Raw genomic sequence first — 26,036 nt, forward strand, 5'->3', positions numbered from 1 at the left:
CCTTACGCCTTCGCGGCCGCGTCCTGGACGGCCTCGACGATGCCCTCCGGTGAACCGCCGCCCGCCAGCATGTCGACGACGGCCACGTTCAGCGCGTTGCCCACGTTCTGGCCGTAGACGGTGTCGAGCCACTGCGTCGCGAACGGCGCGGCGTTGTAGGCGGCGAGGATGTCCTGCAGGTACGGCTCGGTGACGGCCTCCTGTGCGACGGTGTTGACCGGCGGCGCGTTGAACGCCTCGTAGTACGCCGTCTGCACCTCGGCCGTGCCGAGGTAGTTGAGGAAGTCGACGCATGCGTCCGGGGCATCGACCGAGCAGGAGTACCCGTCGACGCCGCCCATCATCGATCCGGGCTCGCCCTCGCCACCCGACACCTCGGGGAAGGGGAACCAGCCGAGGTCGGGCAGGGGCTGCTGGTCGGGCGTGAGCCCCGCGATGACGCCGGGGTTCCAGGCGCCCATGAGCTCCATGCCGGCCTGGTGGTTGGCGATGAGGCCTGCCGAGCTGCCGGCGCCCTGCTGAGCGGACGTCGTCAGGTAGCCGTCGTTGAACGGCTCCAGTGCGGCGAGCTCCTGCAGGTCCTCACCGGCGGCGATCCAGCACTCGTCGTCGAAGACCATCTCGTCGGCGGCCTTGGCCAGCGTCTCCGGGCTGCACTCGCGCAGAGCGAACCAGTAGTACCAGTGCGCGGCGGGCCAGGCGTCCTTCGCGCCGAGGGCGATCGGGGCGATGCCCGCGCTCTTGAGCTGGTCGACCGTGCCCGCGAAGTCCTCGATCGTGGTCGGGTTCTCGGTGATGCCCGCTTCGGCGAACAGGTCCTGGCTGTAGAACATGCCGCCCGGGAGCACCGCGACCGGCAGTGCGTAGATCTTGCCGTCGAGGCTGTTGGCCGAGTAGGCCGCCTCGGGGATCTCGGACTTCGCCGCCCCCTCGATGCCGTCGGTCAGGTCTTTCAGCTGACCGGCCTCGACCATCGCCGCCATCTTGCCGCCGCCGCGCTGGAGGAAGACGTCGGGCGCGTCGCCCGCGTTGAGCGCGGTCTGGAGCTTGCCGTCGAGGTCCTCGTTCTGCACCGACTGGATGTCGATCGTGACGCCGGGGTTCTCGGACTCGAAGTCCGCGACCGTCTCCTCCCAGAACGCCTTGCCCGGTCCGGTGGTCGAGTTGTGCCAGAGCGACATCGAGACGTCGCCGTCGGCCCCTCCGCTGTCGCCGCCCGCGCAGCCGCTCAGCGCGAGCGCGCCGACGATGAGTGCCGCAGAGCCGACGAGGATTCGTCTGCCGTACATGTGATCCACCTGTTCTCCTCGTTGAGTGACGCTGATTCTCCAGCGCAGGACACTCCCGGCCTGGGTGCTTCGGTGGCCGGGATTCACGATGGTGGCAATCCTCGCGGAAAGTGTCAAACGTTTTCGAAATCATTTTCCATGACGTAGATTTCTCTTCCATGACGCGCAGGCCGACGATCCACGACGTGGCGAAAGCCGCCGGCGTCTCGGTCGCGACCGTGTCGAAGGCGGTCAACGGGCGCTACGGCGTGGCCGACGAGACGGTGCAGCGCGTGCTCGCCGAAGTCGAGCGCCTCGGCTACGCGTCGAGCCTGGTGGCGAGCAGCATGCGCTCGCGCCGAACGGGCGTGATCGGCGTGCTGGTTCCCGACTTCGAGCCCTTCAGCGCCGAGGTGCTCAAGGGCGTCGGTGCGGGTCTGAACGATTCGCTGTACGACGTGGTCGCCTACGCGGGTGTTCGCCATCACGCCTCCGCGGGATGGGAGCGGCGGTCGCTGCAGCGGCTGTCGGGAACCCTCATCGATGCCGCGATCCTGGTGACTCCCACGGTGCTGACGGCGGCGGTGGAGATCCCCGTCGTCGCGGTGGACCCACACACCGGACACGGCGACATGCCGACCGTCGAATCCGACAGCTTCGGCGGCGCGCTGCAGGCGACGCGGTACCTGATCGAGCTCGGGCACCGGCGGATCGGGTTCCTCGCCGGCCGGCCCGACCTGCGCTCGGCCCAGCTGCGCGAAGCCGGCTACCGGCAGGCGCTGGCCGATGCCGGCATCCCGTTCCATCCCCGGCTCATGGAGGTCGGCCGCTACGACCCGGACGCCGCCGCCGAGGCGGCGCACCGGCTGCTCGCCTGCCCCACCCCGCCGACCGCGGTCTTCGCGGCGAACGACATCTCCGCCCTGGCCGTGCTCGACGTGGCGGCCGATCTCGGGCTCACGGTGCCGGGCGATCTCTCCGTCGTCGGTTTCGACGATGTGCCCGAGGCCTCCCGCCGCGTTCCGGCACTCACCACGATCCGTCAGCCGATGCACCGCCTGGGCATGGTGGCCGCGCAGCTGGTCACGGCGATCATCGACGGCGAGACGCCCGAGCATCCGCGGGTCCAGCTGCCCACCCGGCTGGTGCCGCGTGCGACGACCGCCCCGCCGGGCCGCTGACGCTGCCGCCTCGAGACCGGTCACGGCGGAGTCCCGGCGCTAGGCTCGACTGCTCAGCACCGACATCGGGTCGCGCAGCAGCGGGGCGAACGCGATCTCGGCCGCGCCGATGAGCAGGCGATCCTCGGCGAGGACGGCCACGCGGATGTCGAGATCCTCCACGTTCGCGGGCATCGCCTGCGCCGCCACGAGGTCCATCAGCCCGGGCAGGTCATGGCCGGCCAGCGTCGCGAGGAAGCCGCCGACGACGACCACGGACGGATTGAGGACGTTGACCGCGTTGGCCAGCGCGGTGGAGAGGATCCGGCGCTGCCGTTCGACCTCTGCGGCCGCCTCGGGAACGCGTGAGGCGGCGAGGGCGGTCGCCAGTGTGGGCTCGTCGGCGGCGTGCAGCCCGACGACCTCGAGCAGGCGCGCGCGGCTCACCTCGTCCTCGAGCACTCCGGCTCGCGCTCGCCGGTCGGCGTCCGACGCGATGCCCGGACGGTTCTGGCCGAACTCGCCCGCGTAGCCCCGGGCCCCGGGCACGGCGACGCCGCCGACGATCAAGCCGCCGCCGATGCCGCTGGCCCCGCCGTTGAGGTAGACGACATCGTCGATGCCGCGCGCCGCTCCGAAGAGGTGCTCCGCGAGAGCGGCGAGACTCGCGTCGTTGCCCACCGCGACCGGCAGCCCCGCCGCGGACTCCACGAGATCGCGCACCGGGGCATCCGTCCAGCGCAGGTGAGGCGCATCGCGAACGAGTCCGTCCGCGGCGCGGACGAGGCCCGGGATCGCGAGCCCGACTCCGGCGATCAGGCAGCCGTCGAGATCGGTTCGTCGCCAGGCCTCCAGGCGCTCGGCGACGATCTGCGCGGTCTCGTCGGGGGTGAGCAGGTGGTCGACCTCGATGCGCTCGCGCCGGCGGATGCCGCGGTCAAGACCCACCGCGCCGATCTCGATGGCGTCCACCTCGGGGTTCACCGCGATGGCGACGACCCGACTGTCGGCCACCACCATCGGGGAGGGCCGCCCGACGCGCCGGGACGGGTCGGGAGCCCGTTCCTCGAGCAGCCCGCGCTGCGCGAGCGTGGCCACCAGGTCGGCGATCGTCGAGCGATTGAGGCCGGTGAGCTCGGTGAGCGAGGCCCGCGACAGCGGTCCGTCGACGTGCACGAGGCGCAGCAGGCGTGCGAGGTTCCGCTGACGCACTCCCTCGGCGGGCAACTGGTCGGTCACCGCTTCACTGTACGGGTCGTTGGCCGGTGGACGTGGGACCTGGAGTGGTATAGGTTGTCTTCAACAACAATTAGTTCACCGCCGAACAGGAGCACCATGCCCACCCCCACGCGCGACGACAAGTTCTCGTTCGGACTCTGGACCGTCGGCTACAACGGCACCGACCCGTTCGGCGGCCCCACCCGTCCCGCCCTCGACGTCGTCCACGCCGTCGAGAAGCTCGCCGAACTCGGCGCCTACGGCCTGACCTTCCACGACGACGACCTGTTCGCCTTCGGGTCGAGCGAGGCCGAGCGCCAGAACCAGATCGACCGCCTCAAGGGCGCGCTGGCCGACACCGGCCTGATCGTGCCGATGGTCACGACCAACCTCTTCTCGGCCCCCGTCTTCAAGGACGGCGGCTTCACCGCGAACGACCGCGAGGTGCGCCGCTTCGCGCTGCGCAAGGTCTTCCGTCAGCTCGACCTCGGTGCCGAGCTGGGCGCCAAGACGTTCGTCATGTGGGGCGGCCGCGAGGGCGCCGAGTACGACTCTGCCAAGGACATCCGCGCCGCGCTCGAGCGCTACCGCGAGGCCGTGAACCTGCTCGGCGACTACGTCACCGACAAGGGCTATGACATCCGCTTCGCCATCGAGCCCAAGCCCAACGAGCCCCGCGGCGACATCCTGCTGCCCACGCTCGGCCACGCGATCGCCTTCATCGACTCGCTCGAGCGCCCCGAGCTCGTGGGCCTGAACCCCGAGGTCGGGCACGAGCAGATGGCGGGCCTGAACTTCGCCGCCGGCATCGCGCAGGCGCTGTACCACGGCAAGCTCTTCCACATCGACCTCAACGGTCAGCGCGGCATCAAGTACGACCAGGACCTCGTCTTCGGCCACGGAGACCTGCACAACGCCTTCGCGCTCGTCGACCTGCTCGAGAACGGCGGACCCGGCGGTGTGCCGGCGTACGACGGTCCGCGCCACTTCGACTACAAGCCCTCGCGCACCGAGGACGAGACGGGCGTGTGGGAGTCGGCAGCGGCGAACATGCGCACCTACCTGCTGCTCAAGGAGCGTGCCGCGGCCTTCCGCGCCGACCCCGAGGTGCAGGAGGCGCTCGAGGCCGCGAAGGTCTTCGAGCTCTCGACCCCGACCCTGGGCGAGGGCGAGACGTACGACGACTTCCTCGCCGACCGCTCGGCCTACGAGGACTTCGACACCGACGCCTACCTCGGTGGCAAGGGCGGCGGCTTCGTCCGCCTGCAGCAGCTCGCGACCGAGCACCTGCTCGGCGCTCGCTGACACCTCCGGCATCCGAGTCGCCATGACACGCCGGTCCGCGCGCTGCGGGCCGGCGTGTCGTGGCGAGTCGGGCAATCGCTTCAAGAAGGAGCCGAGATGGCACTGGTGATGGGCGTCGACTCGTCGACGCAGTCCTGCAAGGTCGTGATCGTCGATGCCGCGAGGGGCACGGTCGTTCGCACCGGGCGTGCGTCGCACCCGGACGGCACGTCGGTCGCTCCGGAAGCCTGGTGGCAGGCGCTGCAGTCCGCGATCGCCGACGCCGGCGGCCTCGGCGACGACGACTCCGGGCCGGCCGCCGTCGAGGCGTGGGCCATCGGTGGGCAGCAACACGGGATGGTCGCACTCGACGCCGACGGGCGGGTGATCCGCGACGCGCTGCTGTGGAACGACACTCGCTCGGCACAGGCGGCCGCGGACCTGATCGCCGAGTTCGGGCCCGACGAGCTCGCCCGTCGCACCGGACTTGTGCCCGTGGCATCCTTCACCATCACGAAGCTGCGGTGGCTGCGCGATCACGAGCCCGACAACGCCGGCCGCGTGGCGGCCGTCGCCCTTCCCCACGACTGGCTCACCTGGCGCCTGCGCGGCTTCGGTCCGGTCGGAGAATCGCCGCGCGGCCCGGTGCTCGACGAACTCGTGACCGACCGCTCCGACGCGTCGGGCACCGGCTACTGGAACCCCGCCACCGGGGGATACGACCGCGATCTGCTCGTGGCGGCGCTCGGCCACGACGCCGTGCTGCCGCGCGTCCTCGGACCCGCCGAGTGGGTCACGGATGCCGCCGGCCGGCGCGTCGGCGGAGGCGCCGGCGACAACGCGGGCGCCGCCCTCGGGCTCGGCGCCGGCCCCGGAGACGTGGTCGTGTCGATCGGCACGAGCGGCACGGTCTTCGCGGTGAGCGAGGAGCGGACGGTGGACCCCACTGGCACCGTCGCCGGCTTCGCCGACTGCACGGGCCGGTTCCTTCCCCTGGTCGCGACGCTCAATGCGGCGCGCGTGCTCGACGCCATCGGGCGCGTGCTGGGTGTGGACCACGCCGAGCTCTCCCGTCTCGCGCTCGCCGCGGAGCCGGGTGCCGGCGGCCTCGCCCTCGTGCCCTATTTCGAGGGCGAGCGCACCCCGAACCTCCCCGATGCCACGGCGTCGCTGACCGGCATGACCCTCGCCTCGACGACCCGCGAGAACCTCGCTCGCGCCGCCGTCGAGGGGATGCTCTCGGGACTCGCGGCGGGGCTGGAAGCCCTGCGCGGACTGGGCGTGCCGCTCGAGCGGGCGCTCCTCGTCGGAGGCGGCGCACAGTCCGACGCCGTCCGCGCGATCGCGCCCCTCGTGGTCGGGCTGCCGGTCGAGGTTCCCCAGCCGGGGGAGTACGTCGCCCTCGGCGCCGCTCGCCAGGCGGCTGGGATTCTGTCGTCCTGACCCTGATCAGCCGACGTCGCTGACCCGGCCCGCCCGGGCCCATGCGTGCCGGTCGAGTTCACAATTCAGTCTGCAGCGCGCGGCCACCTGCCCGAGGGCCCGTGAATCTGCGGTCCTGTCGGCGCACGTGCGCGAATCTTGCTGAGAACGGAGCACGACTCGCGCAAGAATGGGCGGATGCCGCAGGCCGACGCCACCGATCAGCTCGACGCGATCGCCGCCGAGCTGTACGTGCTGCCGCCCGACGAGTTCACCAAGGCGCGCAACAGCAGGGCCGGCATGGCCGACCGCGCGATCGCGCGTGAGGTGAAGGCGCTGCGCAAGCCCACCGTGGCCGCATGGACAGTGAACCTGCTCGCCCGCGAAGGTCAGCTGGCCGAGGCCATCGAGCTGTCGGCGGCGCTGCGCGAGGCGCAGGACGACCTCGACGCCGCCGAGATGTCTCGTCTCGGCCGCCAGCGACGCCAGCTCGTCGCCGCGCTCGCGACCCAGGCCGTCGACCTCGCGAAGGACGCCGGGGTGGTGGTCAGCGGGGCGGCGCGCGAAGATGTCGAGAAGACGATCAACGCGGCGGTGATGGATGCCGCGGCCGCCGCGGCGGTGCTGACCGGGCGCCTCGTGAAGCCGCTCGAGGCGGGGACGTTCGAAGCGGCCGACCTGGCCGACGCCGTCGGCGGTTCGGTTCCCGGTGTGGCGAGCCCCGCGCCGCGCGACGATCTGGCCGATCGCCGCGCGCGCAAAACGGCCGAGAAGGCCGCCCGTGAGGCCGAGCGCCTCGCGAACGAGGCCGAGCGCGAGCTGACGCGCATCGACGAGCGACGCGCCAAGGCCCAGGAGCGCGTAGACCATCTGCGCGAGCGCATAGACGACCTGCGCCGAGATCTTCAGCGGCTCGAAGAAGACGCCGCCGCCGCGACCGGCAAGCTCGACGGCATCGAGGACGAGCGCCGCGATGCCGCGGCCAAGGCCCGCGCTGCCGCCGAGGAGTCCGAGCGCGCGCAGGCCGCACTCGACGACATCTGAGCCGTCACCGGCGGAGGTCGCGGCATCCGATCTTCACAGCACTCTCGTAGTCGGCCTGCCTAGCGTGGGGGCATGCTGAACCCCGCGTCGTTGGTGCCCGTGACAAGCGTCGATGACATGGAGATCACCGTCTCCGCAGCCGAGCTGAGGGAGATGCGCGACGGTCTTCAGCGATTCCTCATGGAGTACCGGTTCGGACTGCAGGAGGTCGAGACGAAGATCGGCATCCTGCGCGAGGAGTTCCTGCTCACCCACGACTACAACCCGATCGAGCACGTGTCGGGCCGCGTGAAATCGCCCGACAGCCTGGTCGAGAAGGTGCAGCGCAAGGGCATCGAAGCCGACTTCGGCTCGATCCGCCGCGGCATCACCGACATCGCCGGGGTGCGCATCACGTGCAGCTTCGTCGCCGACGTCTACCGGCTCTTCGATCTGCTCACCGCGCAGGACGACGTGCGGCTCATCCATGTCAAGGACTACATCGCCGAGCCCAAGGCCAACGGGTACAAGAGCCTGCACGCGATCATCGAGGTGCCGGTGTTCCTGTCGACGGGCCGCATCGAAGTGCCCGTCGAGGTGCAGTTCCGCACCATCGCGATGGACTTCTGGGCCAGCCTCGAGCACAAGATCTACTACAAGTACGACACGCGGGTGCCCGAGGAGCTGCTCGCGAGCCTGAAGGACGCCGCCGACACCGCCGCCGAGCTCGACGAGCGCATGGAGCGCCTGCACGGCGAGATCCGGGGCAGCAGAGACATCCGGGGCCGGCGAACCGTCCGCGTGCGGGAGGTCTGACCGGCCGTCACTCGGCGAGCAGCGCCGTCGCGGAGTCGATGTATGCACTCACATCGCGAGGGCCGAAGACCGCCGTGTTCGCGACATACCCCTGAGCCAGGGTCGCGATGGTCCGCGCCGTGTCCGCCGCGAGGGCGTTGACGTCGGCGCTCGTGACCCTCCCGCCCGCCGCTTCCGCCCGATCCCGGGCCCAGGGCGTGACGGCCGCGGTGAGCGACGCCAGCAGATGACCTGCGGTGCGCAGCATCTCGGCGTGCAGGTCGGGATCGACCATCGCCTCGCCCCAGAACTGCACGACGAGCGAGGTCGACAGGCCGGCCTCGCTGAACACCGAGAGCATGCCGCGCAGGATCTCGCGCGGGGGCATGACATGGCCTCGGCTGCCGGCGGCCTCGAGCGCGTCGACGCGGGGGAAGAGGAACCTGCCCACCACATAGCGGGCGAGCTCGGCCTTGTTCGAGAAGTGCGAGTAGATCGCGCCGGTCGACAGCCCCGATTCCTCGACGATGTCGGCGATCGACGTGTCGCGCACGCCGTTGCGCTCGAGGCAACGAAGCGCCGCCCGGCCGATCTCATCGCGTCGCGCCTCGCGGTAGGCGTCCGAGACTCTGGGCATAGAAAGAGAATAGCCATTCTGTTATCGTGACTTAAACAGAACTTTCATTCTCTTTAGGGGGACGCCATGTCCGCACACGCCGGCTCTGCCGCCGATCTTCCGACTCGCTGGGGATTCGCGGCGCTCTACGGGCTGATCGGGTCCGTGGTGGTCGCCATCATCGTGATGGCGTTCGTCTGGCCCGCCGCCACTTCGCAGGCGCAGAACCTTCCCGTCGGGATCTCCGGACCGTCGGATGCCGTCACCGCCGTCGAAGACGTCCTCGCCGAGCAGGATCCGGCGCCGTTCGTGCTCCAGACCGCCGACGACCGCGACGACGCCGTCTCCCGTATCGAATCCCGTGAGCTCTATGGTGCGATCCTCCTCGGCGACGAGCCCGAGGTCCTGATCGCGACCGCGGCCAGCCCGGTGGCGGCTCAAGCGCTGCGCGGCGTCGCGACGCAGCTGCAGTCGCAGATCGACGAGCGGGCGAAGACGGCGCTGAGCGAGCAGCTGTCGTCCATCATGCAAGCGCTCCAGTCCGGGCAGCGCCCCCCGCTGCCCGAGGGCGTGGCCCCCGGAGCCGCACCAGAGATCCCGAAGGTGACCGTCACCGACGTCGTGCCGCTCACCGAGGGGGATCCGACGGGGGCGGGGCTCGCGGCATCCGTCTTCCCGCTGGTTCTGGCGGGCATGCTCGGCGGGATCCTGCTCACGCTGCGCGTGCAGGGCGTCGTTCGGCGCCTGGTCGGGCTGCTCGTCTTCGGCGTGGCCGCAGGCGCCCTCATCACGCTCGTGATGCAGACCTGGTTCGGCCTGCTGCCGGGCGACTGGCTGCTCAACGCCGCCGTGATCGGGCTCGGCGTCTCGGCGACGTCGGCCGTCATCATCGGCCTCGCCGCGCTGATGGGCCCCGCCGGCATCGGCGTCGGCGTGCTCATCACGATGTTCATCGCCAACCCGATCGCCGGTGCCGCAGCACCTCCCCAGTTCCTGCCCGAGCCGTGGGGCGCGATCGGTCAGTTCTTCGTGCCGGGAGCCTCGGCGACGCTGCTCCGGTCGGTGACGTACTTCCCGGATGCCGCCACCGCCGTCCCCTGGATCACGCTCAGTGCGTGGCTTCTGGGGGGTGTGGTGCTGGCTCTCGTCGGGCACCACCGCACGCGCGCCGAGCTGACGCCGCCCGAGGAGCAGCTCGAGCGCTCCGAGCCCGCGATGGTGTGACGTACGGAGGAGATGCGACGGAGGGACGACGCGACATCCGGATCTCGTCCTCCCCCCGCTCACATCTCCTCCGCTCGTGGCAGCGCGTCACGCGCTAACGTCGGCGATGATGCCGAAACCTCCGAGCGCTCGTCGCTCCCGACACGTGCGGTTCGCGGCCGCATTCGTCGCCGCAGCGCTCGCGGTGCTCGGCGGGATCGTCGCGGCGGAGCAGATCCGCCTCGTCGGCGACGCGCTCGAGCGGCCCGGCATCGACGCGTTCTACGCTCAGCCCGACGGCGCCGCGGACGGCGACCCGGGAACCATCGTGAAGCGCGACGAGCTTCTCGGGGCTCCGCTCGCCAGCCGCGCCTGGCGCATCATGTACCGCACGACCGATCTCGACGGCGACCCGGCGGTGGCGACCGGTGTGCTGGTCGTGCCGCTGACTCCGGCTCCGCCGGCGGGGCGGACCGTGCTGAGCTGGGGACACCCGACCACCGGCGCAGCGCGCTCCTGCGCGCCCTCCTACGGATTCGACCCGTTCCTGGGCATCGAGGGACTGCGATTCCTGCTCGACCGCGGTTTCGCGGTCGTCGCGACCGACTACGTCGGGATGGGCACGGAGGGAGCCGACTCGTACCTCGTCGGCGCCACCGGCGGAAACGCGGTGCTGGACGCCGCGCGCGCGGCCCGGGCCGTACCCGAGGCGCGCGCGAGCGATCGGGTCGCTCTGTGGGGCCACTCGCAGGGCGGGCAGGCCGTGCTCTTCGCCGCCGAGCGCGCCCCCGACTATGCGCCGGAGCTCGACATCCGCGCCGTTGCCGCCGCGGCGCCCGCAGCCGATCTCACCGGACTCATGAGCGCCCACCTCGACGACATCTCGGGCGTCACGATCGGGTCCTACGCCTTCACGGCGTACGCCGAGGTGTATCCGGACGCCCCGCTCGAGGGGATCCTGACACCGGAGGCGCTCGCGCTCGTCCCGCGCATGAACGACCTGTGCCTGCTGTCGCACATTTCCGAGCTGCATGCGATCGGCGAGCCGCTCGTCGGCGACTTCACGACGTCGGACCCGACGACGACCGAGCCGTGGGCGACGCTGTTCGCCGACAACTCCGCGGGATCCGTCGCCTTCGATGCGCCGCTGTTCCTCGCCCAGGGCCTCGACGACGAATTGGTCGTGCCCCGCGACACCGAGCAGTTCGCACGACATGAGGCGTCGCTGGGCATGGACGTGACCTATCACGAGGTGAGTTTCGCGACACACGGGACGATCGCGTACCTGGCGCTTCCGGCCATGCTGCGGTGGCTCGACCGCACCGTGGCGGGATGAAACTCCGCCGCTAGTCTGATCGCGTGGACGACCTCGAGCCGACGCTGCTGGTGATTCCGATCCTCGCGGTGCTCGCGCCCCTGATGGCGCGGGGGCTGGGGCGATGGGTGCGCGTGCCGGTGGTGGTGTTCGAGCTCGTGCTCGGCATCCTGGTCGGTCCTGCCGTTCTCGGCTGGGCGGTGCCGAGCGCCTTCGTCGACACCCTGTCGGAGTTCGGCCTCGCGATGCTGTTCTTCGTCGCGGGCACGGAGATCGAGTTCGGCTCGTTCCGCGGGCGGCTCGGCCGCCGGGCGGGGATCGGCTGGCTGATCAGCCTCGCAGCAGGCGTGGCGGCCGGATTCCTGCTTGCACCCGGCGAGGCTGCGATCGTGATCGGCATCGCGCTGTGCTCGACGGCGCTCGGCACGCTGCTGCCGATGCTGCGCGATGCCGGAGAGATGCGCTCGCCCTTCGGTCAGGCCGTCGCGGCGGTCGGCGCGGTCGGCGAGTTCGGGCCGCTCGTGGCGATCTCGATCTTCCTCGGCGGTCGCGAGCCGGGACTGTCGACGGTCATCCTCGGACTCTTCGCCGTCGTCGCGGCCCTGGCGATCTGGCTCGCCTTCCGCGTCCCGCGCGGGGCGATGCACGCGTTCGTCAGCTCGACGCTGCACACATCGGGTCAGTTCGCGATCCGTGTCGTGTTCCTCATCCTTGCGGCTCTCGTCGCCCTGAGCATCGTGCTGGACCTCGACCTGCTGCTGGGCGCCTTCACCGCCGGCATCATCTGGCGCCTTCTCATGCGCGACGCGTCGGAGCCCGATCGTGAGGCGGTCGAGAGCAAGATCGAGGGCGTCGCCTTCGGCTTCCTGGTGCCGGTGTTCTTCATCTACACCGGCGTCACGTTCGATCTGCAGGCTCTTCTCGACGACCCGATCCTCTTCGCGCTCCTTCCGGTCGCCCTGCTCGCGCTCTTCGTGATCCGCGGCCTCCCATCGATGCTGGCCGCGCCTGAGGGATCGAGCGGGCGCGACCGCCTCTCGATGGCGCTCATGGGGGCGACCGGGCTGCCGATCATCGTCGCCGTCACCGCCATCGGCGTCGAGGAGGGGATCCTCACGACGTGGCAGCATGCGGTGCTCGTCGCCGCCGGCATGCTGTCGGTGCTGCTCTTCCCGCTCATCGGCATGGCGCTGCGGGGCGAGCGGGTGCGTTCCGGAACTCTTCAGGACGACATGGCGTGAGCACGACCGACCTCCTCGACGCCGCACGCGCCCGCGTCGCCGGCGCAGCGCGCGAGCCGCTGGGCGAACTCATCACGCCGCGCCGGCTGCTCGGCATCGTGCGGGCACCCCGCATCGAGCGCCGCGGCTCGGCGTGGCACCTCGGCGTGCTGCTGCTCACCGACGACGCGGTCCTCGCGACCGGCGAGGTGGTCCGTGCTCGTCACGACGCTCCCCGCGGGTACACCGCCGAGTCGCAGCGCCATCGCGCCGAGCTGGCCGCGGCCGCCAGCCGCGGCGGGTTCGCGGAGGGCGAGGTCGTTCACATCGGGTGGCGGATGCTGGAGCCCGAGGCCCTCGACCGCGGCCGGGCCGGCAGCCAGACCGGCCCGCTGGCTCTCGTCGACGGCGTCGCGAGTGTCCGATGGAGCGCGGCCGCGGGCCTGATGCCGCTGGCGGCGTACCTCGACGAGCGCGTCGCGCTGCTGCTCGACCCGCCCAGCGGCGCCTGACATCGGGACGCCCGCAGCGCCTGACATCGGGCCGCCCGCCGCTACGGGCCCCATCGGCGGCTGTCAACCGGGTGCGCCACGACCGGGACGGGCCTACGGTGGGCAGATGCCAGCCTCGAGAGACCTCGCCCGGCAGATCGTCGTGATCAGCGCCTTCTGCTTCATGATCGTCGCCGCGATGGTGGGCACCGGCCTGTTCGGCGGCACGCCCGTGCAGGATCTCCAGGACGGGGCGCTCGACGCCGACGGCTCGTATCTCGCCCCCGCGCGATCGGCGTTCTCGATCTGGACGGTCATCTACGTCGGTCTCTTCGCGTACACGGTGTGGCAGGCGCTGCCCCGTCAGCGCGGGAATGAGCGCCAGCGCGCGGTCGGCTGGCTGATCGCCGGCACCATGCTTCTCAACGGGCTGTGGCTGGTGACCGCGCAGTTCCTGACGCTTCCGCTGACGGTCCTCGCGATCGCGCTGCTGCTGGCGCTCCTCGGCTTCACCTTCCACCGCGCGGTGGTCGTGCCGGGCCGGGGAGTGGTGGATGCACTCCTCATCGACGGCGTCACGGGACTGCACCTGGGCTGGGTGGCGCTGGCCACCGTCGCGAACACGACCGCATGGCTCACGCGCGTCGTGCCGAGCGAATGGGCGGATGCCGCGTCGGCGTGGGGCATCGCCGTCCTGACGGTGGTGACGCTCATCGGCGTCGGGATCGCATGGGCGAGCGGCTGGCGAATCGCTCCCGGCCTCGCGATGGGGTGGGGGCTGTCCTGGATCGCGGTGGGCCGCCTCGCGTTCGAGCCGCCTCAGGCGACCATCGGCATCGCGGCCATCGTCGCCGCGGTCGTGGTGGTGGGCACCCCGCTGGTCGGGAAGGTGCTGCGGGGAGCCGACGAGGTCCGCAACGCGGGCGGGTGAATCAGGCTGCGACGGGACCGAAACGCCGGGCGAAGGCCCGCAGCAGGCGTGCCGGTTCGGTGACGGATGCCGCGAGCACGCGCGCCGCGATCTCGTCATACGCGCTCGCCTCGAAGTATCCGTCGTCGCGGTACACCGCCATGCGCTCGGTGAACGCCTTCGTCGTCGGCTCCGGGTGGAACTGCGTCGCGTAGAGGCGGTCTCCCACGAGATAGGCCTGAACGGGGCAGGCCTCGTTGGTGGCGAGCTGCGTCGCCCCGGGCGGGACGGACTCGGTCCCCTCCTTGTGGGCTGTCAGCGCGGTGAACCGGTCGGCGAGCCCGCTGAAGAGGGGGTCGGCCGCGGCACCGGTGGTGAGCTCGATCTGGACGGGGCCGGTGTCTTCCGGGAAGGCCCGGCTCACACGGCCGCCGAGGAGGCGCGTGACGACGCCGATGCCGTAGCAGGTGAAGAGGGCCGCCGGCCCGTCGCCGGTCGCGCACCGCGAGGCGATCCGCTCGAGATCGGCCTCGAGACGCCGCTGCGCGTCGGTCTTCGTCGATTCCGGGTCGGTGACGTTGAACGGGCTGCCGCCGATGAGGAACCCGCCGTACCGCTCGAACACGTCGGCCGGGAGCGCTTCGCGCACCAGATCGTGGCGGGCCAGCTCAGCTTCACCGAGGCGCATCGCCGAGCGGAACGACTCGTATTCAGCCGCCGCGGCCCCCAGCTGCGGCCGCACGCACACATAGAGCAGCGGCGCGGTCGTCATCCTCGAAGTCTAGGTCGCCGCTCGGTCACCTGCGAAAGCCCGCGACACGAGAGGTATTCGTCGCGGGGACATGTATCAGGCGCGCTCTATCGCTCTCCCTCCTGGTGTGGACACAATGGGCGTCATGACGCATGCCGACGCCGAACGCCACGTCGGCTCGGCCGAGCCGACGCGCTGGGAGCGCGCCGCGGCGCTGTTCGTCCGCTGGCGCGAGGGCGACAGACGGGCCATGGACGATCTCGTGCGCCTGATGACTCCCACGCTGTGGCATGTCGCGCGCGCGTACGGGCTCGATCACGCACTCGCGCAGGACGTCGTGCAGACGACGTGGCTGACGCTGGTGCGCCGGCACGAGAGCATCCACGATGCCCAGGCGGTGTCGGGATGGCTCACGATGTGCGCGCGGCGCGAGGCGTGGCGGGTCGGCAAGCAGCATCGCAAGGCCGATCCGACCGAGACCGAGTCGCTCGAGCCTCATCTCCCTGTCCACGAGTCTGCAGAGCAGACCGCCGCGCAGGACGACGAATCCCGTCGCCTGTGGAACGCGGTCGGAGTGCTCAACGAACGGTGCCAGCGCCTGCTGCGGATCGTCGCGTTCGACGATCGCCCCGACTACGCCCGCATCGCCCAGGATCTCGCGATGCCCGTCGGATCGATCGGACCGACCCGCCAGCGCTGTCTCGCAAAGCTCCGCGCCCTTCTCGAGGGCGACGGAATGAGGGGCAGGGAAGATGGAGAATGACCACACCGCGGACTTCGCCGCGGATGCGGCGCTGTTCGCGCGCATGCGACGGCTATGGGAGGACGTCGATCCCGTGCCCGCTGATCTGGTCGACAGGATGGTCGCCGCTGTCGCCGTCGAAGACCTCTCGCGCGAGTACGCGCTGCTGACACTCGTCGAGGGCTCGTTCGCCGCCGTGCGCGGCGAGAGCGACACCGCGACGCTGCAGTTCAGCGACGGCACGACCACCGTGCTGCTGCACGTCAGCGCCACCGAGGACGCCGGCCGGCGCGTGGACGGATGGGTGGATGCCGCGGTCCTCGCCATCCGGCTGGTGCAGGGGGGCCGCGAATGGTCGGCTGACCCGGGCGAGCATGGCCGGTTCGCCTTCGACGAGGTGCCGCGGGGCGTTGCCCGGCTGCGCCTGGTGATCCGCGGTGCCGACGGCGAGCTGCACGACTTCCAGACCCCGCAATTCGAAGTGTAGGAATCCGGATGCCGAGGCCTGGGGGCCGGGGCGTCCGCTGTGTGAGGAGAGCACATGAGTACGCTGCCCCCTGGAGATCCCGCGCAGGGCTCCGCTGGTGATCGCCGCGGCTGGCGCGAGCGGTACGACGCGGCTCGCGGCGCGGGAGTCCCCCTCGACCCGACGAGCGAACCGGTGGAAGGGGTCAACGCCTACCCCACGGCGTACGCACCGGACCACCTCCTGGTGACGAGCACGGAGGATGTCGTCTCGGTTCTCGAGGCCCTGCGCCCCGCGGCCGCCGACTTCGGCTGGGGGATCCGTCTGGAGAACCTCGACAGGACGCCGCTCGATATCGACACTGCCACGGATCGCGCTCGCCGCGGCCGTCGTGACCTGGACCTGCCGACGATCTACCGCATCCAGATCTTCCCTCAGCCCAGTCCGGAAAAGGACGACCAGCCCGTCCCGCCGATCGACGCATGGCGCCTGCTGCAGCGGGCGCGCGCCCGGAGCGGGAAGGGCCTTCAGGGCGTGTCGCTCGACCACGTGATGTCCCTCGATCCGTTCGGGCACAAGACGAACCCCTTCGGGCACAAGACCAATCCGTTCGGGCACAAGACGAACCCGTTCGGGCACAAGACGAATCCCGTGGACAGCTACGGTGATCCGGGCAGTGGCGGGCGTCAGGTCGTCGCATACGCCGGTCCGCCCCCGGTGCGCAACGGCGTGCCGGCCAAGGCGGGACGTCGCCCTGTCGTCGCGGTGCTCGATACCGGCTGCGGCCGGCATCCCTGGCTGCCGGACGACATCGTCACCCGATATCCCGAGCTGGACGATCGCGTGATCGGCGCTGATCCGAACGGTGATCCCGAGGTCACCGGCGACCTCGCGGGACCCTTCGACGGCATGCTCGACACGAGTGCCGGCCATGGCACGTTCATCGCGGGCATCGTCCGGCAGGTGTGCCCGGATGCCGACCTCATCTCGATCCGGGTGGCCGACAGCGAAGGCAACGTGCTGGAGGGCGACTTCATGCTCGCGCTGAGATCGCTCGTCAAGTGGATGGCCCGGCCCTCGAAGGAGGGCGGCCGGCAGATCGACGTCATCAATCTGTCGCTCGGCTACTACCACGAGACGCCCGATGACGACCTCTTCGATCGGACGCTCGCGGAGCTGCTGCTGGCCGCGCGTCGACGGGGGTGCGCGATCGTGTGCTCGGCCGGCAACGACGCCACCGACCGACCCAGCTTTCCGGCGGCACTGTGGGCGTGGCCCGGTGCCGACTACAGGTTTCCCGACCCGAGAGGTGCCGCGCCGCACGTGGCCGTGGGCGCATTGAACCCGAATCGGACGGTCGCCCTGTTCAGCAACATCGGTCGGTGGGTCACCACCTTCGCGCCGGGCGCCGGCGTGCTGAGCACCATGCCTCCGTTCGACGGAGGTCAGCTGCCGGCGGTTCGGGACAACCGCGGCGCGCTGTGCCGCGAGACGATCGACGTCGATGACTTCACGGGCGGCTTCGCGCTGTGGAGCGGCACGTCGTTCGCCGCCCCCTACGTGTCTGCGATGCTTGCACGAGAGATCGGCGGAGCCCTGATGTCAGGGAAGCTGACCACGCCGTCCGAGCGCGTGGCCGCGCTTCGCAAGGCAGGCAAACGGGTGATGGCGTGGCTGGAGGAGCAGCGCGTGTACCGCAGCTGAGGCGTCCGGATCGCCGAGATCGCGGGCACACCGGAGACGTGCTCACCCGAGCAGGTGCGCACGCGCCCGCGCCCCGGCATCATTGACGAAATGGGGCCCACCGCGCAGTCGCTGCACCGCGACGCGATCGAGGAGACCAATCGTGGCGAGCTGATCGCGGCGCAGCGGATGCTGCGCCGTGCCGGCTCGCTGGCAGCCGATGACGACCTGAAAGCCCGCATCACCGGCACCATGGCCGTCGTCCAGGCCCGGATGGGATCGGTGGGACCCGCCGAATCCCTCTGTGCCGAGGCTCTCCGAACGCCTGGCCTGACCCCCGAGACGGTCGCCGTTCTCGAGGGGCAGATGGGGGTGATCGCGGGGATCGCGGGGCGCCTCGACGATTCGGATCACTGGCTGAGCCGGGCGATCGCCCGGATCTCGGCACCCGAAGCCAAAGCCAATCTGCTGATGAATCGCAGCGTGCTCGGCATGGAGAGGCGCGACCTCGACCGGTCGGCCGCCGATGCCGCACTGGCGGCCGACATCTACCTCGCCAGCGGCCGGCGGGTGGACGCCGCGGAGGCACGCCACAACCTGGGATACGTCGATCTTCTCCGCGGGGACCTCGTGGGCGCGCTCAGCCGGATGACCAGCGCTCGCGCCACTCTGGCCGAGGCTTCCCGCGCCTCGGCAGCTGTCGCCGACGCGGATCGAGCCGAGGTCCTTCGCGAAGCGGGGCTGATCCGCGAGGCGGAGGGGCTTCTCACCGAGGCGGCCGGAATCTTCGGATCCGTGCGGATGAAGCTCGAACGGGGACAGTCCGAGTTCGCCCTCGCTCGCTCGCTGCTCAGTCATGACCCTCCGCGTGCGGCGGCGATCGCGGCGACTGCTGCCCGCCGGTTCCGCGCGCTCGACAACACGTCATGGGCGCTGAGAGCCGATGCCGTCAACCTTCGGGCGCGTTCGGCCTCTGGGCCCGTGTCCCGCCAGGGGCGGGTATCGAACCTGCCACGCCCGCCTCGTGCGGCAGAGGTCGAGGCGACCGTGGCCGCACTCGAGGCGCGCGGCCTGCGCGACGACGCGTCCGCCCTGCGGCTGTCGTACGAGATCTGGCTCGCACGGCACGGCCACGCGCCGGCGCGCTCCGCGGCGGTCCGCGTGACTGCAGCGGCATCGCTGGACGTGCGCCTGCTTGCACACGAGGTGCGCGCGATCCGGGCGCAGAGCCGAGACCGGCACTCCGAGGCCCGGCGTCATGCGCGCGCCGGGCTCGACGAACTCTTCGAATGGCAGCGCCAGTTCGGGAGCCTCGACCTGCAGACATCCGTCGTGTGGCATGGCAACGGGTTGATCGGTGCCGGAATCCGGTCAGCGGTTCGCTCGGGACGCCCGGAGGTGGTGTTCGAATGGTCCGAGCGGGCTCGTCATCTGAATCTGCAGGTCGTGCCGTTGCGGCCGCCTCCCGACGCCGGGCTGGCCGCCGATCTCTCGGAGCTTCGCCTGCTGAGGGCGGAGGACGGCGCAGGGGGGTCGGATCCGCGGGCGGTCGAAGTGCAGAACCGCGTGCGTCAGCGGCAGTGGTCCGGAACTCCGTCGGCCGCGATTCGCCCGCGTGTCACGCTGAGCGAGGCACAGGGCGCGCTCGACGACGCGACCGCGATCCTCGCGTACGTCTACACCGGCCGCACCGTCGAACTGCTCGGCATCACGTCGGCCGCGGCGCGGCGCATCGAGCTCGGCGCGTTCAGCCGGATGCAGGACCACCTGCGCGGATTGCGCGCTGACCTCGACATGGCGGCCGCGATGCAGCACGGACCCCTCGCGTCCACCGTGCGTCGCTCGCTCGCGCAGCGGCTGGGTGCGCTGTCGGAGGCGCTGCTCGCTCCCGCGCTCGAGCTCGTCGGCGATCGACGACTGGTGCTGACCGCGCCAGGCGTGCTCAACGGGATCCCATGGGCGATGCTGCCCGCGCTTCGCGGCCGGGTCATCACCCTCGCGGCGTCCGTCTCGCACTGGGTGCACAGTCGCCCCCGGGCCGGTTTCGTCCCGCGCGCGCCCGCGTTCGCCGTCGGCCCGCGCGTTCCCCGGGCCTCGGAGGAGGTGCGGACCGCCGCCGCAGCCTGGCGTGAGCCGATCGTCATCGATCCGGCGTCGATCGCCGATGTCGCTCACGCGGCGGCCGGTGCCGACGTCCTGCATGTCGCCGCACACGGCCGTCACTCGGCAGAGAACCCGATGTTCTCGGGACTCGAGCTGGCAGACGGAACGCTGTTCGGCTACGACATCGACCTCATCGAGAAGGTGCCCGACACCGTGGTCCTGTCGGCCTGCGAGGTGGGACGCTCGTCCGTACGGTGGGGTGAGGAGGCGGTCGGCATGACCCGTGTGTGGCTCCATGCCGGCACTCGGAGCGTCGTGGCAGCACCGGTGGTGGTCGCCGACGACGACGCGTGCGAACTGCTCGGGGCGATGCACGAGGGTCTCGCGGCCGGTGTCTCCCCGTCAGAGGCGCTGGCTGCGGCATCCGAGCGCACCGGCATCGTGGCGCCGTTCCAGGTGCACGGGGCGGGGTTCTGAATCGCTTCGGGACGCGATGTATCAGGGCGGCAGCAGCTGACTCCACATGTACGGAGAGGCTCACAGCGGCCCGGCACCGGGGGGCGCCGGACTGTGGGGCAGAGACACGACGGGGGACATGGAGATCGTCGTCTCGTGAGCCTGCTCCTCGGGGGATGCCGTCGGAACCCAAGGCCCGGCATCCCCCGCAGCCGTCCCCGAACTCAGCCGCGGGACGAGTTGGGCGTGCGTCCGCGCACGATCCCGACGAACGCCTCGACCGCGGGAGTCGTGCGGTCTGTCAGCCATGCCAGCGACACCGGCGACACCGGGCCGTCGCGCAGCGGACGGTAGTCGGCGTCCTTGCGCTGGTGCAGGCGAGCGAGCGACATGGGCACGATGACGATGCCGACTCCTGCAGCGACCGTCGCGATCGCCTCGGCGGTGTCGGCCGGGGGAGCGAAGGTCGGGGGCACCGTGCCAGGAAGCGAGCGGATGCCGAGCACGTCGTCATGCGGCACGATCAGCACCTCGCCCTCGAGGTCGACGATCTCGAGTTCGTCGCCGGCGGTGAGGTGCGAGTCCTTCGCGCAGACGACGACGGACCGCTCCTCGTAGAGGGGGATGACGCTGAGGCTGTCGCCGTCGAGCGGCTGGCGCACCAGTGCGGCGTCGACCACGCCCTCCACGAGCGGGCGCCGCTGGTCGGCGAAGGCGAGGGGAACGAGCTCGAGGTCGGCATGCGGCATCCGCTCGTTCCAGGTGTCGATCCACTTCCCCGGTGTGGCTCCCGGGATGACCCCGAGGCGGAGCGGGCCGGTGACCTCGGGCGCCGGCGCCGGCGATGGACCTGGCGAGGGGCGCGGGGTGCGCTGCGGCCGACCGGCCGCGCGTGTGCCGCCCGAAGACTTCGCTCCGGGCTTGCGAGGACCGCCGCCGCCGCCGCGCTGGGGTGCGGCATCCCGTCGTGGCCGTCCGCCACGCCCGCCGCCCGCCCTGCCTTTCGCCATTGGATCAGCGTAGCCGGGCGCTATGGTTCGCTCATGGTCACGATCCTCGCGACGGTCTTCGCGGCGCTGGCGGCGCTGCTGCACGTGTACATCTTCGTGATGGAGAGCGTGCAGTGGACGCAGCCCAGAGTCTGGCGCCGCTTCGGCGTGCGCGACCAGCAGGCGGCCGAGACGACGAAGCCGATGGCGTACAACCAGGGCTTCTACAACCTGTTCCTCGCGATCGGCGCCGGGCTCGGGCTCGTGCTGTTCCTGGTGGGCGGCGAGGACACCCCGCTGCGCGCTGCCGGCCTGGCCCTCGTGCTGTTCAGCCTGGGCTCCATGGTGGCCGCCGCGCTGGTGCTGCTGACGACCGGCATGAAGTACCTGCGCGCCGCCCTCATCCAGGGCACCCTGCCGCTCATCGGCTTCGTCCTGTTCCTCTTCGCGTGAACCCGCCCGAGTGAGCCGTCAGCGGCCGCATGCGCTCCACTGACCGGCTCCGGATGCCTCGGCCCGCGCCTGCGCTTCGGCCAGCACCTCCGCGTGCGCCACGTTCGGCCACACCCGCATCGCCTGGGCGTCTCCCGCGGTGACGAGCTCGTGATTGACGAATCGGCCGTCGTCCGTCCACAGGTAGAAGAGCCGGCGGTCGTAATCGTCCCAGCTGTCGGCGTCGGGAGCCGCCCACACCGTCGCGCCCTCGGGCGCCAGCTGCTCCAGGTGCGCACGGGCCTCGTCCGCCCAGCACTGGGGCGACGGCGTTCCCTCTGGCGTGTCGATGCCGATGAGGCGAATGCGCAGAAGGCCCGTCGCCGTGACGACGTCATTCGGGATCTGGACACGCGCCTCGATCGTGTCGCCGTCGAAGACGTGCGTCACGGTGAGTGCGAACGCGTCGCGCGGGCGACGGATGCCGGTGGCCGATGACGCCGTCGGTGCAGGTGTCGGCAGCATCTCGTGGATCGGCCGCTCGAGCTCGACGCCGACCCCTCGTCGAGTGCGTTCGAAGTCCCAGCGGCCGTCCTCGAGGCCGGCGGTCCCGTGCCAGGTGGCAGCGACCACGATGACGGCCGCACCGGCGACCACCGCGAGGAGCGTCTGCAGATCGCGCCGCCGACGCTCAGGCCTGCGCGGCGTTCCGGCGTCGTCCTTCACGGCGCCAGGCTAGCCAGATCGGCCGCCGCGCCCCGCCGGCTGTCCACAGGGCGCCGGCACGGTCGGAAGGACGCGTCAGGCTGCCAGTCGAAGACCCCTGCGGTCGGTCGCGACGCGCTCGCCGTTGCCGATCGTCTCGTCGTCGCCGATGAGCGATCCGCCCGCGACGCGGGCGTCGGTGCCGACCTGGGTGCGGACGCCGATCTTGGCACGCGGCCCGATGGCGGCGCGCGGGCCGATGTGGGCGTGCGGAGCGATCTGGACGTCCGGGCCGATGACGGCATCGGACTCGACCCACACGCCGCGCCCGACGTGTGCTCCCGCGGCGATCTGCACGCCGGGTTCGACGTATGCGCCTACCTCGACGATGGCGCTCGGGTGCACCTTCGCGCCGTGCGCGATCATGCCCCGACCGTTGACGTGCTTGCGGTAGCGCAGCGTCTCGCCGCGGTCGTTCTCGATGTCGACGTAGTTCTTGCCCACTGTCCCCTCCTGCAGCACCGGATTGTGCCGAGTAAAGAAACAACCACCGTGCTGGTCGATTCATTCCCGTGCATCGGAACGATTCGAGCTACGGGGTTGCTTCTTATTCGGAGACGGTGTATTCCGCGGATTGGGGCTTGTCGGGCGAAGTTCAGCGCACGCTCAGCGGGTGTGCTCGTCGGCCGCGGACAGGGCGCGATCGATGACGTCGAGACCGCGCAGCAGGTCGTCTTCGCCGATGACCAGCGGCGGCGCGACGTGCACGCGATTGAAGTGGGTGAAGGGCCACACACCGTCCCGCTTGCACGCTGCGGCGACAGCGGCGACGGGAGCGGCATCCGCCCCGCTCGCGTTGAACGGCACGAGCGGCGTGCGTGTCTCGCGGTCCTCGACGAGCTCGATCGCCCAGAACAGGCCCATCCCTCGCACATCGCCGACGGAGGGATGCCGCGACGCGATCTCGCGGAGGCGGGGCTCGACGACGCGCGAGCCGAGGTCGCGCACCCGCTCGAGGATGCCGTCGCGCTCGAACACCTCGAAGGTCGCGACACCGGCCGCGCACGCCAGCGGGTGCCCGCTGTACGTCAGCCCACCGGGGAACGAGACCGTGTCGAAGTGGCCGGCGATGCGCTCCGAGATGACGACGCCGCCGAGCGGCACGTATCCCGAGTTGACGCCCTTGGCGAAGGTGATGAGGTCGGGCGCGACGTCGAAGGCCTGGAAGGCGAACCACTCGCCCACCCGGCCGAACCCGACCATGACCTCGTCGGCGATGTACACGATGCCGAACCGGTCGCACAGCTCGCGGACGCCGGCGAGATAGCCGGGCGGCGGGACGAGCACGCCGTTCGTTCCGACGATCGTCTCGATCACGATCGCCGCGATCGTCGACGCGCCCTCGAGCACGATGGTCTGCTCGAGGTGTGCCAGCGCGCGCCGCGACTCCTCTTCGGGGCTCGTGGAGTGGAACGGCGAACGATAGGCGTAAGGGCCGAAGAACTTCGCGACCGAGCCGTCGGCGGGCTCGTTCGGCCAACGGCGGGGGTCGCCTGTCAGCGCGATCGCCGTCGAGGTGTTGCCGTGGTAGCTGCGGTACATCGACAGCACCTTGCGGCGCCCGGTGACCAGGCGAGCCATGCGGACCGCGTTCTCGTTCGCATCGGCACCGCCGTTGGTGAAGAACACCTTCTCGAAGCCGTCGCCCGCGACCTCGGCGATGCGGCGGGCGAGCTCGCCTCGCACATCGTTGGCCATCGCGGGCTGGATCGTCGCCATGCGACCGGCCTGACGCTGGATCGCCGTCACCAGATCCGGATGCTGGTGCCCCAGGTTCAGGTTGACCAGCTGAGAGCTGAAGTCGAGGTACGCGTTGCCGGCGTAATCCCAGAACGTCGCGCCCTCGCCCGCGGCGACCGGCAGCGGGTCGATGAGGGCCTGCGCGCTCCACGAGTGGAAGACGTGGCCGCGGTCATCGGCGCGCACGCGCGCGTCGGCCTCGGGATCGGGAAGAGCGCGGGCGGCGCCGGTCGGGTCGGTGTAGACGGCGGTGGCTGCGAGCGTGTCGGTCATGGGTGTCTCCTGACTCGGTGCCGGTCAGTGGTTCTGCGGGAAGCCGAGGTTGAGTCCGCCGTGGCTGGGATCGAGCCAGCGGCTGGTGACGGCCTTCTCGCGGGTGAAGAAGTCGAAGCCGTGCACGCCGTAGGCCTTCGCGTCGCCGAACAGGGAGGCCTTCCAGCCGCCGAAGGAGTGGTAGGCGACGGGAACCGGGATGGGCACGTTGATGCCGATCATGCCGACCTGCACCTCGTTCTGGAATCGGCGGGCCGCGCCGCCGTCGTTGGTGAAGATGGCGGTGCCGTTGCCGAACTGACCGGAGTTGATCAGCTGCAGTCCGTCGTCGTACGAGGCGACGCGCACGACGGAGAGGACGGGACCGAAGATCTCCTCCTGGTAGGCGCGGGAGGTGGTGGGCAGCGCGTCGATGAGGGTGGGGCCGAAGAAGAAGCCGTCCTCGTGCCCGTCGACGGAGTAGCCGCGGCCGTCCACGACGATGCGCGCGCCGTCCTGCTCGGCGATGTCGACGTACGAGGCGACCTTGTCGCGGTGCACGTCCGTGATGAGCGGCCCCATGTCCGGCTCCACGCCGTCCACAGCCGCACCGTTGCCGATCCGCAGCTTCGCGATGCGGTCCTGGATCTTGCCGATCAGGTCGTCGGCGACCGGCTCCACGGCGAGGACGACCGAGATCGCCATGCACCGTTCTCCGGCGGCGCCGTAGCCGGCGTTGACCGCCTGGTCGGCGACGAGGTCGAGGTCGGCGTCGGGAAGGACGAGCATGTGGTTCTTCGCGCCGCCGAGGGCCTGCACCCGCTTTCCGTGGCGCGACGCGGTCTCGTAGATGTACTGGGCGATCGGCGTGGAGCCGACGAACGAGATCGACTGCACGTCGGGCGATGTCAGCAGCCCGTCGACGGCGAGCTTGTCGCCTTGCAGCACGGTGAACACGCCGTCCGGGAGTCCGGCTTCCTTCCACAGCTGCGCGAGCCACAGCGCTGCCGACGGATCCTTCTCGCTGGGCTTGAGGACCACCGCGTTCCCGGCGGCGATGGCGATGGGGAAGAACCACATCGGCACCATCGCGGGGAAGTTGAACGGGCTGATGATCCCCACCACACCGAGGGGCTGCTTGATCGAGTACACGTCGACCCCGGTCGAGACGTTCTCGCTGAACGCGCCCTTGATCAGGTGCGGGAACCCGGTGGCCAGCTCGACGACCTCCTGACCGCGCAGGATCTCGCCCATCGCGTCCGAGACGACCTTGCCGTGCTCGGCCGTGATGATCTCGGCCAGCTCTCCCTTGCGGGCGTTGAGCAGCTCACGGAACGTGAACAGCACCGCCTGCCGCTTCGCGATCGAGAACCCGCTCCACACCGCGAAACCTGACTTGGCCGACGCGATCGCCGCAGCGACCTCGGCCTCATCGGCCAGAGCGACGCGTGCCGTCTCGGCACCCGTCGCGGGATTGAACACCGGTGCGGTGCGACCGCTCCCGGACGTGCGCTCCGCGCCATCGATCCAGTGGGAGATCGTGCGGACCTCCCGTGCCGCGGCGGCGTCCGTCTCGTCGGAAACGGCAGCGGTGTCGGCGATGCTCATTCGTTTTCCCTTCGCCCCGGACAGATCGTACGGGGATGATCTAGGCTGAGTGCGTCCCAGTTTGTCAGAGCAGCAAAGGCGGCTACGGTGCCCGACCGTCGCGAAGATCGGACGATCCAAACGG

24 protein-coding genes are annotated in these 26,036 nt (G+C 70.7%); 15 read left to right on the forward strand and 9 right to left on the reverse strand.

The annotated features are described in order from the left end of the window. Window positions 1–2 precede the first annotated feature (2 nt). Window positions 3–1,289, reverse strand: a complete 1,287-nt coding sequence (locus WYM_RS05075) for an ABC transporter substrate-binding protein (RefSeq protein WP_026059564.1) — start codon at window positions 1,287–1,289, stop codon at window positions 3–5. A 158-nt stretch (window positions 1,290–1,447) separates the two neighbouring features. On the opposite strand from WYM_RS05075, the gene WYM_RS05080 reads away from it, so the two are divergent. After that, the gene (locus WYM_RS05080; RefSeq protein ID WP_019179751.1) at window positions 1,448–2,449 is read left to right on the forward strand and encodes a LacI family DNA-binding transcriptional regulator; all 1,002 of its coding nucleotides are present in this window, start codon (window positions 1,448–1,450) and stop codon (window positions 2,447–2,449) included. Window positions 2,450–2,488: 39 nt separating this feature from the next. On the opposite strand, the gene WYM_RS05085 is transcribed toward WYM_RS05080, so the two are convergent. Then, window positions 2,489–3,667 (reverse strand): ROK family transcriptional regulator, encoded by a 1,179-nt coding sequence (locus WYM_RS05085; RefSeq protein ID WP_019179752.1) that lies wholly within the window; start codon window positions 3,665–3,667, stop codon window positions 2,489–2,491. A gap of 96 nt (window positions 3,668–3,763) precedes the next feature. On the opposite strand from WYM_RS05085, the gene xylA reads away from it, so the two are divergent. From xylA to WYM_RS19310, 4 genes are all read left to right on the forward strand, one after another. Continuing rightward, window positions 3,764–4,951, forward strand: a complete 1,188-nt coding sequence (xylA, locus tag WYM_RS05090) for a xylose isomerase (protein WP_019179753.1) — start codon at window positions 3,764–3,766, stop codon at window positions 4,949–4,951. 96 nt (window positions 4,952–5,047) lie between these two features. After that, the gene (gene xylB, locus WYM_RS05095) at window positions 5,048–6,373 is read left to right on the forward strand and encodes a xylulokinase (protein ID WP_019179754.1); all 1,326 of its coding nucleotides are present in this window, start codon (window positions 5,048–5,050) and stop codon (window positions 6,371–6,373) included. Between the two features lie 177 nt (window positions 6,374–6,550). Then, entirely contained in the window at window positions 6,551–7,396 is an 846-nt protein-coding gene (locus tag WYM_RS05100; RefSeq protein ID WP_019179755.1) for a hypothetical protein, read from the forward strand. A gap of 72 nt (window positions 7,397–7,468) precedes the next feature. Next, window positions 7,469–8,191 carry a GTP pyrophosphokinase gene (locus WYM_RS19310; RefSeq protein ID WP_051008066.1) on the forward strand — a complete coding sequence of 241 codons (723 nt, stop codon included), beginning with the start codon at window positions 7,469–7,471 and terminating at the stop codon, window positions 8,189–8,191. Between the two features lie 7 nt (window positions 8,192–8,198). Here WYM_RS19310 and WYM_RS05110 read toward each other — a convergent pair whose 3' ends face one another. Beyond that, window positions 8,199–8,807: a TetR/AcrR family transcriptional regulator gene (locus tag WYM_RS05110; protein WP_019179757.1), complete on the reverse strand. Its 609-nt coding sequence runs from the start codon at window positions 8,805–8,807 to the stop codon at window positions 8,199–8,201. Window positions 8,808–8,873: 66 nt separating this feature from the next. On the opposite strand from WYM_RS05110, the gene WYM_RS19315 reads away from it, so the two are divergent. The 5 genes from WYM_RS19315 (at window position 8,874) to WYM_RS05135 (ending at window position 13,946) form a co-directional block, all read left to right on the forward strand. Continuing rightward, on the forward strand, window positions 8,874–10,010 hold the full coding sequence (locus tag WYM_RS19315) for a hypothetical protein (protein WP_019179758.1): 1,137 nt from the start codon (window positions 8,874–8,876) through the stop codon (window positions 10,008–10,010). A 109-nt stretch (window positions 10,011–10,119) separates the two neighbouring features. Continuing rightward, a complete protein-coding gene (locus WYM_RS05120) occupies window positions 10,120–11,325 on the forward strand; it encodes a lipase family protein (protein ID WP_157524896.1) in 1,206 nt (401 codons plus the stop codon). A 23-nt stretch (window positions 11,326–11,348) separates the two neighbouring features. Then, window positions 11,349–12,545: a cation:proton antiporter gene (locus WYM_RS05125; RefSeq protein WP_019179760.1), complete on the forward strand. Its 1,197-nt coding sequence runs from the start codon at window positions 11,349–11,351 to the stop codon at window positions 12,543–12,545. After that, window positions 12,542–13,036: a hypothetical protein gene (locus WYM_RS05130; protein ID WP_019179761.1), complete on the forward strand. Its 495-nt coding sequence runs from the start codon at window positions 12,542–12,544 to the stop codon at window positions 13,034–13,036. The genes WYM_RS05125 and WYM_RS05130 overlap by 4 nt, the downstream gene beginning before the upstream one ends. 106 nt (window positions 13,037–13,142) lie before the next feature. Beyond that, a complete protein-coding gene (locus WYM_RS05135; protein ID WP_019179762.1) occupies window positions 13,143–13,946 on the forward strand; it encodes a tryptophan-rich sensory protein in 804 nt (267 codons plus the stop codon). A 1-nt stretch (window position 13,947) separates the two neighbouring features. Here the strand turns inward: WYM_RS05135 and WYM_RS05140 are convergent, their stop codons facing one another. After that, window positions 13,948–14,697, reverse strand: coding sequence for a glutamine amidotransferase-related protein (locus WYM_RS05140; protein WP_019179763.1), 750 nt, complete (start codon window positions 14,695–14,697; stop codon window positions 13,948–13,950). A gap of 124 nt (window positions 14,698–14,821) precedes the next feature. Between WYM_RS05140 and WYM_RS05145 the strand changes: the two genes are divergently transcribed. The 4 genes from WYM_RS05145 (at window position 14,822) to WYM_RS05160 (ending at window position 20,147) form a co-directional block, all read left to right on the forward strand. Then, the gene (locus tag WYM_RS05145; protein ID WP_040569090.1) at window positions 14,822–15,439 is read left to right on the forward strand and encodes an RNA polymerase sigma factor; all 618 of its coding nucleotides are present in this window, start codon (window positions 14,822–14,824) and stop codon (window positions 15,437–15,439) included. Then, window positions 15,429–15,905 carry a hypothetical protein gene (locus WYM_RS05150; protein ID WP_019179765.1) on the forward strand — a complete coding sequence of 159 codons (477 nt, stop codon included), beginning with the start codon at window positions 15,429–15,431 and terminating at the stop codon, window positions 15,903–15,905. Before WYM_RS05145 ends, WYM_RS05150 begins: the two co-directional genes overlap by 11 nt. A gap of 54 nt (window positions 15,906–15,959) precedes the next feature. Further along, window positions 15,960–17,588, forward strand: a complete 1,629-nt coding sequence (locus tag WYM_RS19320) for a S8 family peptidase (protein ID WP_019179766.1) — start codon at window positions 15,960–15,962, stop codon at window positions 17,586–17,588. Window positions 17,589–17,678: 90 nt separating this feature from the next. Next, window positions 17,679–20,147, forward strand: coding sequence for a CHAT domain-containing protein (locus WYM_RS05160; RefSeq protein WP_019179767.1), 2,469 nt, complete (start codon window positions 17,679–17,681; stop codon window positions 20,145–20,147). Between the two features lie 203 nt (window positions 20,148–20,350). On the opposite strand, the gene WYM_RS05165 is transcribed toward WYM_RS05160, so the two are convergent. Next, the gene (locus tag WYM_RS05165) at window positions 20,351–21,136 is read right to left on the reverse strand and encodes a LysR family substrate-binding domain-containing protein (protein WP_083866144.1); all 786 of its coding nucleotides are present in this window, start codon (window positions 21,134–21,136) and stop codon (window positions 20,351–20,353) included. A 33-nt stretch (window positions 21,137–21,169) separates the two neighbouring features. Between WYM_RS05165 and WYM_RS05170 the strand changes: the two genes are divergently transcribed. Beyond that, a complete protein-coding gene (locus tag WYM_RS05170) occupies window positions 21,170–21,568 on the forward strand; it encodes a DUF1304 domain-containing protein (protein ID WP_019179769.1) in 399 nt (132 codons plus the stop codon). Window positions 21,569–21,586: 18 nt separating this feature from the next. Here WYM_RS05170 and WYM_RS19325 read toward each other — a convergent pair whose 3' ends face one another. The 4 genes from WYM_RS19325 to WYM_RS05190 all read right to left on the reverse strand — a co-directional run bounded on the left by WYM_RS19325 (window position 21,587) and on the right by WYM_RS05190 (window position 25,912). Beyond that, the gene (locus tag WYM_RS19325) at window positions 21,587–22,273 is read right to left on the reverse strand and encodes a thermonuclease family protein (RefSeq protein WP_019179770.1); all 687 of its coding nucleotides are present in this window, start codon (window positions 22,271–22,273) and stop codon (window positions 21,587–21,589) included. A gap of 75 nt (window positions 22,274–22,348) precedes the next feature. Then, window positions 22,349–22,756: a UDP-3-O-(3-hydroxymyristoyl)glucosamine N-acyltransferase gene (locus WYM_RS05180; protein ID WP_019179771.1), complete on the reverse strand. Its 408-nt coding sequence runs from the start codon at window positions 22,754–22,756 to the stop codon at window positions 22,349–22,351. Window positions 22,757–22,918: 162 nt separating this feature from the next. Then, entirely contained in the window at window positions 22,919–24,325 is a 1,407-nt protein-coding gene (locus WYM_RS05185) for an aspartate aminotransferase family protein (RefSeq protein WP_019179772.1), read from the reverse strand. A 24-nt stretch (window positions 24,326–24,349) separates the two neighbouring features. Beyond that, a complete protein-coding gene (locus WYM_RS05190; protein WP_019179773.1) occupies window positions 24,350–25,912 on the reverse strand; it encodes a CoA-acylating methylmalonate-semialdehyde dehydrogenase in 1,563 nt (520 codons plus the stop codon). Between the last annotated feature and the right edge of the window lie 124 nt (window positions 25,913–26,036).

The organism is Microbacterium yannicii PS01 (assembly GCF_000304335.1).
Taxonomy (GTDB): Bacteria; Actinomycetota; Actinomycetes; order Actinomycetales; family Microbacteriaceae; genus Microbacterium; species Microbacterium yannicii_A.

What these genes read in the sequence shown, in the direction of transcription:
- WYM_RS05110 (WP_019179757.1), bottom strand. Translation starts at nt 8,807, where the DNA reads ATGCCCAGAGTCTCGGACGCCTACCGCGAGGCGCGACGCGATGAGATC.
- WYM_RS19320 (WP_019179766.1), top strand. Translation starts at nt 15,960, where the DNA reads ATGAGTACGCTGCCCCCTGGAGATCCCGCGCAGGGCTCCGCTGGTGAT.
- WYM_RS05150 (WP_019179765.1), top strand. Translation starts at nt 15,429, where the DNA reads ATGGAGAATGACCACACCGCGGACTTCGCCGCGGATGCGGCGCTGTTC.
- WYM_RS05165 (WP_083866144.1), bottom strand. Translation starts at nt 21,136, where the DNA reads ATGGCGAAAGGCAGGGCGGGCGGCGGGCGTGGCGGACGGCCACGACGG.
- WYM_RS05185 (WP_019179772.1), bottom strand. Translation starts at nt 24,325, where the DNA reads ATGACCGACACGCTCGCAGCCACCGCCGTCTACACCGACCCGACCGGC.
- WYM_RS05140 (WP_019179763.1), bottom strand. Translation starts at nt 14,697, where the DNA reads ATGACGACCGCGCCGCTGCTCTATGTGTGCGTGCGGCCGCAGCTGGGG.
- WYM_RS05160 (WP_019179767.1), top strand. Translation starts at nt 17,679, where the DNA reads ATGGGGCCCACCGCGCAGTCGCTGCACCGCGACGCGATCGAGGAGACC.
- WYM_RS19310 (WP_051008066.1), top strand. Translation starts at nt 7,469, where the DNA reads ATGCTGAACCCCGCGTCGTTGGTGCCCGTGACAAGCGTCGATGACATG.
- WYM_RS05135 (WP_019179762.1), top strand. Translation starts at nt 13,143, where the DNA reads ATGCCAGCCTCGAGAGACCTCGCCCGGCAGATCGTCGTGATCAGCGCC.
- WYM_RS05080 (WP_019179751.1), top strand. Translation starts at nt 1,448, where the DNA reads ATGACGCGCAGGCCGACGATCCACGACGTGGCGAAAGCCGCCGGCGTC.
- WYM_RS05100 (WP_019179755.1), top strand. Translation starts at nt 6,551, where the DNA reads ATGCCGCAGGCCGACGCCACCGATCAGCTCGACGCGATCGCCGCCGAG.
- WYM_RS05120 (WP_157524896.1), top strand. Translation starts at nt 10,120, where the DNA reads ATGCCGAAACCTCCGAGCGCTCGTCGCTCCCGACACGTGCGGTTCGCG.
- WYM_RS05190 (WP_019179773.1), bottom strand. Translation starts at nt 25,912, where the DNA reads ATGAGCATCGCCGACACCGCTGCCGTTTCCGACGAGACGGACGCCGCC.
- xylB (WP_019179754.1), top strand. Translation starts at nt 5,048, where the DNA reads ATGGCACTGGTGATGGGCGTCGACTCGTCGACGCAGTCCTGCAAGGTC.
- xylA (WP_019179753.1), top strand. Translation starts at nt 3,764, where the DNA reads ATGCCCACCCCCACGCGCGACGACAAGTTCTCGTTCGGACTCTGGACC.
- WYM_RS05170 (WP_019179769.1), top strand. Translation starts at nt 21,170, where the DNA reads ATGGTCACGATCCTCGCGACGGTCTTCGCGGCGCTGGCGGCGCTGCTG.
- WYM_RS05075 (WP_026059564.1), bottom strand. Translation starts at nt 1,289, where the DNA reads ATGTACGGCAGACGAATCCTCGTCGGCTCTGCGGCACTCATCGTCGGC.
- WYM_RS19315 (WP_019179758.1), top strand. Translation starts at nt 8,874, where the DNA reads ATGTCCGCACACGCCGGCTCTGCCGCCGATCTTCCGACTCGCTGGGGA.
- WYM_RS05145 (WP_040569090.1), top strand. Translation starts at nt 14,822, where the DNA reads ATGACGCATGCCGACGCCGAACGCCACGTCGGCTCGGCCGAGCCGACG.